Origin of the sequence: uncultured Ralstonia sp. (genome assembly GCA_913056305.1) — a bacterium.
In the GTDB taxonomy this organism is placed as follows: Bacteria; Pseudomonadota; Gammaproteobacteria; order Burkholderiales; family Burkholderiaceae; genus Ralstonia.
This window is the reverse complement of record CAJXMR010000170.1, coordinates 1-10,265: the sequence shown is the minus strand read 5'-3', so window position 1 is coordinate 10,265 and position 10,265 is coordinate 1. Positions and strand designations below refer to the sequence as shown.

9 protein-coding genes and 1 pseudogene are annotated in these 10,265 nt (G+C 65.4%); 5 read left to right on the top strand and 5 right to left on the bottom strand.

Annotated features, from left to right (window positions below; all coding sequences use genetic code 11):
- Window positions 1-85 precede the first annotated feature (85 nt).
- Together hyi and gcl are read right to left on the bottom strand one after the other, a co-directional pair.
- The gene (gene hyi / locus QZ609_RS20210; protein ID WP_295498657.1) at window positions 86-868 is read right to left on the bottom strand and encodes a hydroxypyruvate isomerase; all 783 of its coding nucleotides are present in this window, start codon (window positions 866-868) and stop codon (window positions 86-88) included.
- 34 nt (window positions 869-902) lie between these two features.
- Window positions 903-2,678, bottom strand: a complete 1,776-nt coding sequence (gcl, locus tag QZ609_RS20205) for a glyoxylate carboligase (RefSeq protein WP_295498654.1) — start codon at window positions 2,676-2,678, stop codon at window positions 903-905.
- A 345-nt stretch (window positions 2,679-3,023) separates the two neighbouring features.
- Here gcl and QZ609_RS20200 point away from each other — a divergent pair, with 345 nt between their 5' ends.
- Complete coding sequence (locus tag QZ609_RS20200) at window positions 3,024-3,935, top strand: LysR family transcriptional regulator (protein ID WP_295498651.1); 912 nt, start codon at window positions 3,024-3,026, stop codon at window positions 3,933-3,935.
- Between the two features lie 21 nt (window positions 3,936-3,956).
- Window positions 3,957-4,171, top strand: a pseudogene (locus QZ609_RS20195) (helix-turn-helix transcriptional regulator); the annotation flags it as partial.
- A 7-nt stretch (window positions 4,172-4,178) separates the two neighbouring features.
- On the opposite strand, the gene QZ609_RS20190 reads toward QZ609_RS20195, so the two are convergent.
- Genes QZ609_RS20190 through QZ609_RS20180 form a run of 3 tightly spaced genes read right to left on the bottom strand, consistent with a single transcriptional unit; the run spans window position 4,179 to window position 6,848 of the window.
- Complete coding sequence (locus QZ609_RS20190) at window positions 4,179-4,766, bottom strand: YigZ family protein (protein WP_295498648.1); 588 nt, start codon at window positions 4,764-4,766, stop codon at window positions 4,179-4,181.
- Between the two features lie 8 nt (window positions 4,767-4,774).
- The gene (locus QZ609_RS20185) at window positions 4,775-5,470 is read right to left on the bottom strand and encodes a GntR family transcriptional regulator (RefSeq protein ID WP_295498646.1); all 696 of its coding nucleotides are present in this window, start codon (window positions 5,468-5,470) and stop codon (window positions 4,775-4,777) included.
- A gap of 37 nt (window positions 5,471-5,507) precedes the next feature.
- Window positions 5,508-6,848: a C4-dicarboxylate transporter DctA gene (locus QZ609_RS20180; RefSeq protein ID WP_295498644.1), complete on the bottom strand. Its 1,341-nt coding sequence runs from the start codon at window positions 6,846-6,848 to the stop codon at window positions 5,508-5,510.
- A gap of 314 nt (window positions 6,849-7,162) precedes the next feature.
- Between QZ609_RS20180 and alc the strand changes: the two genes are divergently transcribed.
- From alc to QZ609_RS20165, 3 genes are all read left to right on the top strand, one after another.
- Complete coding sequence (gene alc, locus QZ609_RS20175; RefSeq protein ID WP_295498640.1) at window positions 7,163-8,173, top strand: allantoicase; 1,011 nt, start codon at window positions 7,163-7,165, stop codon at window positions 8,171-8,173.
- Window positions 8,170-8,709: an ureidoglycolate lyase gene (locus QZ609_RS20170; RefSeq protein ID WP_295498639.1), complete on the top strand. Its 540-nt coding sequence runs from the start codon at window positions 8,170-8,172 to the stop codon at window positions 8,707-8,709. Before alc ends, QZ609_RS20170 begins: the two co-directional genes overlap by 4 nt.
- A gap of 138 nt (window positions 8,710-8,847) precedes the next feature.
- Window positions 8,848-10,134 carry a M20/M25/M40 family metallo-hydrolase gene (locus tag QZ609_RS20165; RefSeq protein ID WP_295498637.1) on the top strand — a complete coding sequence of 429 codons (1,287 nt, stop codon included), beginning with the start codon at window positions 8,848-8,850 and terminating at the stop codon, window positions 10,132-10,134.
- The last annotated feature ends 131 nt before the right edge of the window (window positions 10,135-10,265 follow it).

Here is a 10,265-nt window from a genome sequence, read left to right as displayed (position 1 = left end):
GGCAAGACAAAGAAAGTGAGTCAGCCCCGGCAGGGGATGAAACAGGGGATGCACCGCCCCCGCCGGAACAAGAACAAACAAAAGCTCAAGCCACCAGATGCGTCGAGCGCCAGCCCAGCCCTTCCACCGTCCCAGCCTTAGGCTTGTACTCACAGCCGATCCAACCGTTGTAACCAATCTCATCCAGCCAACGGAACAGGAACTGGTAGTTGATCTCCCCCGTACCCGGCTCGTTACGCCCGGGGTTATCAGCCAATTGCACGTGCCGAATCTTGTCCAGATGGCGCCGCAGCGTATTCGCCACTTCGCCCTCCATCCGCTGCATGTGATAGATGTCGTACTGCACGTACAGGTTGGCAGCCCCCACGTCAGCAATCAGATCCAGCGCCTGCTGCGTGCGGTTCAAGTAGAACCCGGGAATATCGAACGTGTTGATCGGCTCCACCAGCAGATCGATCTTCTCCGCCGCCAACGCACGCGCCGCGAACTTGAGGTTCTCCACCAGCGTGCGGCGCGCAACCTCCTCGCTCACCGACTCCGGCCGAATCCCCACCAGGCAATTAAGCTGCTTCACGCCCAGCACCTTGGCGTACTTGATCGCCTCGCCCACGCCCTCCTGAAACTCGCCCACGCGATCCGGCAGCACGGCAATACCGCGCTCACCGCCGTCCCAGTTACCGGCCGGCAGGTTGTGCAGCACCAGGTCGAGCTGGAAGCGGCTCAGGCGGTCCGCAATCTGGTCTGCGTGGAACGCGTAGGGAAACAGGAACTCCACACCACGGAAGCCCGCACGCGCGGCGGCTTCGAAGCGATCGAGGAAGGCCTGTTCGTTGAACAGCATGGTCAGGTTGGCTGCCAGCTTTGGCATATCGGTCTCCGTATCTGTGCGGCGGGCGCGCGGCTTAGGCGGTGGCGCCTTCGGCTTCGGTGAGGGTGTCTTCCAGGTCGACGATCTCTTCGAACTCGACCACGTTGTCGATCTCCGTGCCCATCGCGATGTTGGTCACGCGCTCCAGAATCACTTCCACCATCACTGGCACCGAGAACTCGGCCATCAGCAGGCGGGCCTGCGCGAAGGCCGGTTCGATGTCTTCCGGCTTGAACACGCGGATCGCCTTGCAGCCCAGGCCTTCCACCACCTTCACGTGGTCGACGCCGTAGCCGTTCAGCTCGGGCGCGTTGACGTTGTCGAAGGCGAGCTGGACGCAGTAGTCCATCTCGAAGTTGCGCTGCGCCTGGCGGATCAGGCCCAGGTACGAGTTGTTCACCACCACGTGGATGTACGGCACCTTGAACTGCGCGGCCACCGCCATCTCTTCGATCATGAACTGGAAGTCGTAGTCACCCGAGATGGCCACCACGTCGCTGTTGGGCGAGGCCACCTTCACGCCGATCGCGGCGGGAATCGTCCAGCCCAGCGGGCCGGCCTGGCCGCAGTTGATCCAGTGGCGCGGCTGGTTGACCGACAGGAACTGCGCAGCGGCAATCTGCGACAGGCCGATGGTCGACACGTAGCGAACGTCGCGCGGGAAGTACTGGTTCATCTCGCGGTACACGCGCTGCGGCTTGATGGGCACGTTGTCGAAGTCCGAGCGGCGCAGCATGGTGCGCTTGCGCTTCTGCACGTCGGCGTTCCAGCTCTTGCGGCACGGCAGCTTGCCGGCGGCCTTGAGCTCGCGTGCGACTTCAATGAACTTCTCCAGCGCGGCCTTGGCGTCGGACACTAGCCCCAAGTCCGGGCCGAACACGCGGCCGATCTGGGTCGGTTCAATGTCGACGTGGATGAACTTGCGACCCTTGGTGTAGACGTCGACGCTGCCGGTGTGGCGGTTGGCCCACCGGTTGCCGATGCCGAACACGAAGTCGGACGCGAGCAGCGTGGCGTTGCCGTAGCGGTGCGAGGTCTGCAGGCCGACCATGCCGGCGTTGAGCGGGTGGTCGTCGGCCAGCACGCCCCAGCCCATCAGGGTCGGCACCACGGGCACGTTCACCAGCTCGGCAAACTCGACCATCAGCCTGGCCGCATCGGCGTTGATCACGCCGCCGCCGCACACCAGCAGCGGGCGCTCGGCTTCGCACAGCATCTCGATGGCGCGCTCGGCCTGGGCACGCGTGGCCGCGGGCTTGTAGACCGGCATCGGGCTGTAGGTGTCGATGTCGAATTCGATCTCGGCCACCTGCACGTCGAACGGCAGGTCGATCAGCACCGGACCCGGACGGCCCGAGCGCATCAGATGGAAGGCCTGCTGGAACACGCGCGGCACCAGGGCCGGCTCGCGCACCGTGACTGCCCACTTGGTGACCGGCTTGGCGATCGACTCGATGTCGACGGCCTGGAAGTCTTCCTTGTACAGGCGGGCGCGGGGCGCTTGGCCGGTGATGCACAGGATGGGGATCGAATCCGCCCACGCCGAGTACAGACCGGTGATCATGTCGGTGCCGGCCGGGCCCGAGGTGCCGATACACACGCCGATGTTGCCGGGTTCGGCACGGGTGTAGCCTTCGGCCATGTGCGAGGCGCCCTCGACGTGGCGGGCCAGCACGTGGTCGATGCTGCCGGTCTTGCGCAGGGCCGAGTACAACGGATTGATGGCGGCACCGGGCACGCCGAAGGCGGTGGTGATGCCTTCTTTTTCCAACACCGCAACGGCGGCGTCAATTGCTCTCATCTTCGGCATGGTGTGTCTCCAGGAAGGGAAGGTGGGAATAGGGTTGAGCTGATCCTATTCCCGCATGCCGATATGGATAAACGCAGCTTTGGTCAGTTGATTGCGAACGGCACGTATCGAATGAATTTCTGTGGCGCAGCAATCCGATATCAATGAACGCGCCGGAAAGGTGCGCCGTTAAGCCATTTGATGGCGAAATCGTGCGCCGCAGCAATTCGGTGCTTCGCGAATGCATCGATCACATCGTTCGCCATCATTTTTGCCATTCGTCATGGGTGATATGCGCCGGATAGCCGCAATCTCAGTACCGAATCACTCCTACAATGTTTGGACATTGCAGACTGGAATGATGGAATGGACAAGCTCAAGCAGATCGAGGCCTTCATCGCCGTGGTGGAGCACGGCAGCATGGCCGCCGCCGCGCTCACGCAGGACGTGACGCCGGTCATGATCGGCCGGCGCATCAACGCGCTGGAGGCGCGGCTGGGGGTGAAGCTGCTGCACCGGTCGACGCGCCGTATTGCCGTGACGGAGCAGGGCGCGGTGTTCATGGAGCAGTGCAAGAAGGCGCTGGGCGAACTGGACCGCGCCGAGCTGCTTGTCGCCGAAGGGCGGCACAAGGCGACCGGGCACCTGATCGTCTCCGCGCCGGCGGCGTTCGGGCGTAAGCACGTGGCGCCGCACGCGCCGGATTTCCTGCGCGCCAACCCGGACGTGCGCCTCTCGTTCAACCTGACCGATCGCGTGGTCGACCTCGTGCGCGAGGGCTATGACGTGGGCATCCGCATTGGCGGGGCGATCGATCCGAACTTCGTGGCGATCCGCCTGGCGTCGAACAAGCGCGTGGTGTGCGGCACGCCCGCGTACTTCGCCAAGCACGGCGTGCCGCGCACGCTGGATGATCTGGAGCGCCACAACTGCCTCGCCTTCAACCTGCAGGGCGGCCAGCAGCGCGGCTGGTACTTCCAGCAGAACGGCAAGATGGTCACCGTCAAGGTCAACGGCAACCTCGACTGCAACGACGGCGAACTGCTGCACCGCTGGATGGGCGAGGGCCTGGGCCTGGGCTGGCGCTCGACGTGGGAGATCCAGCCCGAGCTGGAATCCGGCGCGCTGATGACGGTGCTGGACGACTACGCGCTACCCGACTACGACATCCTCGCCGTGTATCCGCAGCAGCGGCCGGTGCCGGCGAAGATTCGATTCTTCATCGAGCACCTGAAGACGATCTATGCGCAGGCGGGGTATTGGTCGCGGGCGAACTGAACGATGCTGAATTCACCCGCTATCCCCCACGCCGTCATTGAGCGCACGGTCGAAGGGGCACCCCCGTCCGCGCCTGGCGCGAGCATCTGGGGCTGACGCAGGCCGATGTGGCGAGGCGCCTGGGCATCTCGCAGCCGGCCTACGCGCAGCAGGAGAACAGCGAGACGCTGCGCCAGGTTTCGCGCGAGAAGATTGCCGCTGCACTGGGGATCCTCCCGGCGCAGCTCGACTTCTGAGCAAAGCTTAGCTCGTCACCACCACCCGCCCCTGCGTCAAATCCCGCAGCGCCTCACGCGCGGCAGCCTCATCCGTCACCGGCAGCCGCACCATCAGCGTGACGCCCGCATCGTAGGCGGCATCCACCAGCGCATACCCGCCATCGTCGATCCAGCGGCGGATGCGCGCTTCATCGGCGTAGTCGGTGATGAGGGTGAGGGTGGTGCGGGCGATGCGCTCGACGCGCTCGGCCTGCATGAGCGCGCTGGCGATGGCGTCGGTGTAGGCGCGCACGAGGCCGCCCGCACCAAGCTTGACGCCGCCGAAGTAGCGCACCACGGCGCCCAGCGTGCTGTCCAGATCGTGATGACGCAGCACCTCCAGGATCGGGCGCCCAGCGGTGCCGGACGGCTCACCGTCATCGGACATGCCGGATTGGCCGCCGGCCAGCAGCGCCCAGCAGACGTGCGTCGCAGCAGGGTGTTCGGCGCGCAGGCGGGCGATGACGTCCATGGCCGCGGCGCGGTCCTCGACCGGCACCGCCCATCCGATGAAGCGGCTTTTCCTGATCTCCAGCTCGACCGAGACCGGCGCGCGCAGCGTATACGTGGGCACCGGCGCGATCAGGCCAGCAGTGCAGCAACGAGGTCCGTCGCGCGACCACCCGGCGATTCGAACTTGAGCGAGGCCTCGGTGTGCGCCATGTGCTCTTCCATCAGGGCGATGGCGCCGTCCACGTCGCCACGCTTGGCGGCTTCCAGGAAGGCGGTGTGCTCGTCGGACGAGCGCACGGCGTCGTAGGTGGACTGGTACAGCATCGTGATGACCGAGCTGCGCGCGGACAGCTCGCGCAGCATTTCCTTGAGCACGCTGTTGCCGACCACATCAGCCAGCAGCAGGTGGAAGTCGGCCATCAGGCGGTTGCGGCGCGGTACGTCGGCGAGGTTGGCACTCGCCGCGACCTTGTGTTCTTCGGCCAGGTGCTTTTCCAGCCGCTTGTAGTCGGCGGGCGTGGCGCGCGCGATGAACTCGCGCGCCAGCGCCACCTCCAGCACACGGCGCACGGCAAACACCTCGCGCGCCTCGGTCTCGTCCGGCTTGGCGACGAAGGCGCCGCGGTCCGGCTCCATGCGGATCAGCTTGTCCTTGGCCAGCATCAGCAGCGCCGCGCGGATCTTGGTGCGGCTGACGTGGTACACCCGCGCCAGCGCCTCTTCGCGCAGCTTGGTGCCCGGGGGCAGCCGGTGCGCGACGATCGCCTGGGCGATGTCGTCGGCAATGCCCTCGGAGGAGATGTCGGCGGGGGTGGTCTCAGTCATGGCTGCGATTTTACCGCCGTCCGCCGACAGGCTCCGCTCAGGCATGCGGCAGGGTCGGTGCCGCCGGTGCCGGCACGCCATGACCGTGCGGAATCGCCTCGCCTTCCTCGGTGATGTCGATCTTGCCGTCCAGCACCGCATTCGCACGCACGCGGTCGATATCCTTCTCCCACGCCGCGATCACCACCGTGGCCACGCAGTTGCCGATCAGGTTGCCCAGCGCGCGGGCGATACCGATGAACCAGTCGACGGAGAGCACCAGCACCAGGCCGATGGCCGGGATGGCGGGAATGACCGACAGCGTGGCCGCCAGGATGACGATGGCCGAACCCGGGATACCGTGCGCGCCCTTGGAGGTGATCAGCGCCACGCCCAGGATCAGCAGCAGGTCCTGGAACGCGAGCGGCGTGTTGGTCGCCTGGGCGATGAACACGGCGGCCAGCGTCAGGTAGATCGAGAACGCATCGAGGTTGAACGAGTAGCCGGTCGGGATCACCAGACCCACCACCGAGCGCTTGATGCCCATCTTCTCCAGCTTGTTCATGATGGACGGCAGCACCGCGTCGGACGAGGCCGTGCCCAGCACCACCAGCAGCTCGGCGCGCAGGAAGCGGATCAGCTTGAAGATGTTGAAGCCGGCCAGGCGCAGGATGCCGCCCAGCACCACCACCACGAAGATCGTCACCGCCACATAGAACAGCAGCACCAGGAAGCCGAGCTGCTTGAGCGAGCCCGCGCCGTACTTGCCGACCGTGAAGGCCACCGCGCCCAGCACGCCCAGCGGCGCCAGGCGGATGATCACGGCCATCATGCGGAACAGCACGTGCGAGAACTGGTCGATCAGCGTCACCAGCGGACGGGTGCGCTCACCCAGCAGCGACAACGAACAGCCGAACAGGATCGACACCAGCAGCACCTGCAGGATGTCGCCCTTCACGAAGCCGCTGACGAAGGTATCCGGGATCAGCTTGAGGAAGAACGCGGCCACGCCGGTCGACTCCACCTGCTTGGCGGTCGTCATGTACGACGCCATGGCGGCCGGGTCGAGCGTCTTGGGGTCCACGTTCATGCCGTGGCCGGGGCCGAAGGCATAGGCCAGGCCCAGGCCCAGCGCCAGGGCGATGGTGGTGACCACCTCGAAGTAGATGACGGCCTTGCCGCCCACACGCCCGACCTTCTTCAGCTCGCCGGCACCGCAGATGCCGACCACCACCACCGAGAAGACGATCGGCGCAATCAGCATCTTGATCAGCTTGAGAAAGCCGTCGCCGAGCGGCTGTAGATGCTGCGCGAAGTCGGGCGCCCAGATGCCCAGCGCGATGCCCAGCGCAAGGGCGATCAAAACTTGCCCGAACAACGGGCGCGTGAAGCGTTGCATGGTGAATCCTCCTTTGGATTTGCAGGTGTCGCGAGCCTCCGTTTTCGTCTACCGCGATTGTCGGAAATGCTCTGTCACGCTCGTCGCGCCGCCCTAGATTGTCAGCACGGATTGTCGAACGAGTGACAGCATCATAGGCGATACAATTTTTGTATGCAATTCCTGAATTCACGTGCTAGGATGGTCCGCATGCAGTCCCGCAATGCCTTGCGCATTCGCCTCCACACGCTGCACCTCCGGCCGGTTCGTTGCACCTCCCGTTCAACGTTTCCCGCCCTATAACATCCACGAGACAAACACCAAGGAGTTTTCCCATGGCGATGCCCACGCTCGATCCGAACGCCCCCGAATTCACGCGCCGCTACATCAACCTGGCCGACCCGCGCCTGGGCGCCGAAGCCACGTTCGCGACCGACGAATTCTTCGCGCCGAAGGACCGCATGCTCAACCCCGAGCCGGCCGTCTTCATCCCTGGCAAGTACGACAACAACGGCAAGTGGATGGACGGCTGGGAAACGCGCCGTCGCCGCAACGGCGGCTACGACCACTGCATCGTCAAGCTGGCCCGCCCGGGCGTCGTGAAGGGCGTGGACATCGACACCAGCCACTTCACCGGCAACTTCCCGCCGGCCGCGTCCATCGAAGCCGCCTACCTGCCGGACGGCGAGCCGACCGACGCCACGCAGTGGACGGAAATCGTTCCGTCGACCACCCTGCAGGGCAACAGCCACGCCTACGTGGACGTGAGCAGCACGCAAGCCTTCACGCACCTGCGCGTGAACATCTTCCCGGACGGCGGCATCGCACGCCTGCGCGTGTACGGCCAGCCGCAAGTCGACTGGAAGGGCGCTGACCGCACCAAGCTGTTCGACCTGGCCGCCATGGAAAACGGCGCCTACATCGTCGAAGCCAACAACCAGCACTTCGGGCCGGCTTCCAACATGCTGATGCCGGGCCGCGGCGTGAACATGGGTGACGGCTGGGAAACGCGCCGCCGCCGCGAGCCGGGCAACGACTGGTGCGTGATCGCACTGGCGCAGCCGGGCCGCATCCGCAAGATCGAAGTCGACACCGCGCACTTCAAGGGCAACTTCGCGGATCGCGTCTCCATCCAGGCCGCGCGCGTGGTGGGCGGCACCGACAGCTCGCTGAAGACGCAAGCGATGTTCTGGCAAACGCTGCTGCCCGAGCAGAAGCTGCAGATGGACCTCCAGCATTACTACGAAGCCGAGATCGCCGACCTGGGCCCCGTCACCCACGTGCGTTTCAACATGTTCCCGGACGGCGGCGTGTCGCGCCTGCGTCTGTGGGGAGTTCTCGAATGAGCCAAGACGCCGCCGCAGTTGCCACTCACGGCGTGGCACTGACCATCGAGCCGCTCACGCGCGAAGCCTTCGCGCCGTTCGGCGACGTGATCGAACTGGAGGGGGCTAAGCAATTCCCCATCAACCAGGGCACGACCACGCGCTTCCATGACCTCGCCAATGTGGACGTGGGCGAGGGCGGCCGGGCGCTCATCAACCTGTTCCGTGGCCAGCCGCGCACGCTGCCGTTCGAGGTGAAGATGCTGGAGCGCCACCCGCGTGGCAGCCAGGCCTTCATCCCGCAGAACGACAAGCCGTACCTGGTGGTCGTGGCGCCGGCCGGTGAGCTGGACCCGAGCAAGCTGCGCGCCTTCGTGTCGCGCGGCTGGCAGGGTGTGAACTACGCGCGCGGCGTGTGGCACCACCCGCTGCTGGCGCTGGGCGAGGTGAGCGACTTCCTCGTCGTCGACCGCGGCGGCGAAGGCCATAACTGCGACGAGCAGGACTTGCCCGAATCGGTGTGGTTGACCGAAGCGGCGATGCAAGCCGCAAAGTAGACCGCTGAGAAGCGATTCTGACGGCCCAGCGCCGCCCCGCAGTACGCCACGTACTGTCTGCGGCGGCGCTGATGCATTGGAGCGCCGTTTCGATTCGCTTGCAGCGTTCACGCTCTCAACAACAAGGAGACCATCGACATGACCCAGGCTCAACTCACCTCCCCCGGCATCGACGCGGACATCCGTGCCTTTGTCGAGGCCGCGCATGCACAGCAGATCGAATTCCTGCGCGAGCTGGTGAAGGTGCCGTCGGACAACCCGTCCGGCGACTGCGCCCCGCACGCGGCACGCGCGAAAGCGCTGCTGGAAGCGTTGGGCTTGACGGTCGAGGCGCACGCCGTGCCGGAGGCGCAGGTGCGCGCGGTCGGCATGGTCAGCGCCACCAACCTGATCGTGCGGCACACATTCGGCAGCGGCGGCCAGTCAAGTGGCCCCACGGTCGCCATGAACGCGCACGGCGACGTGGTCCCGCCCGGCCTGGGCTGGACGCACGACCCGTACGGCGGCGAGATCGTCGAGACTGAACACGGCCCCACCATGTTCGGGCGCGGCGTGGCCGTCTCCAAGTCGGATTTCGCGACCTACACGTGGGCGCTGCTGGCGTTGATCGACGCCGAGAAGCGCGGTGCCAAGCTCAACGGCACGGTCGAGCTGCACTTCACGTATGACGAAGAGACCGGCGGCGACATCGGACCGAAGTGGCTGCTGGATCAAGGCCTGAGCAAGCCGGACTACGCGATCTCGGCGGGGTTTGCGTATGGCATCACCTCCGCGCACAACGGCTGCCTGCACGTGCAGGTGACGGTGCGCGGCAAGCAGGCGCATGCCGCCATGCCGCATACCGGCATCGATGCCATCGAAGCAGCGACGCATATCCTGCAGGCGGTGTATGCGTATCGCGCGGAGCTGGCGACGCGGCGCTCGGCCGTGACCGGGATTGATCATGCGACGTTGAATGTCGGCTTGATCCAGGGCGGCATCAACACCAACGTCGTGCCGGATCTCGTGACGTTCCGCATTGACCGGCGGATGATTCCCGAAGAAGCAGGGCGCGATGCGGAAGGTGAGCTGCGCGCGGTGATCGAGCGGGCTGCGGCTGAGCGGCCGGGGATTCAGGTTTCGGTTGAGCGGATCTTATTGGCTGAGCCGCTGGCGGAGCTGCCCGGTGTACAGACGCTGATTGGGGCTTTGCGGCGCAATGCGCTGGCGGTGTTTGGTGGGGATGTGCCGGTGCACGGCGTGCCGCTGTACACCGATGCGCGGCATTACACGGCCAAGGGCGTGCCGACGGTTCTGTACGGTGCGGGGCCGCGCACGCTGATGGAAGCGCGTGGGCATAACACTGACGAGAATCTACGACTGAACGATCTTCGTGGCGCTACCGTTGTCGTTGGTTGTGCTGTGGCCGAGCTGCTCGGCGCTTGATCTTTGCTTTGGACCGGCTTTGTCGGTCCATTTCATTTTTGCGCTTCTGCTTTGAGTGGGCCTTGGTGGTCTGCTTCCCTTTCGCCCCCTGCCGGGGCCGACCTACTTTTCTTTGTCTTGCCAAAGAAAAG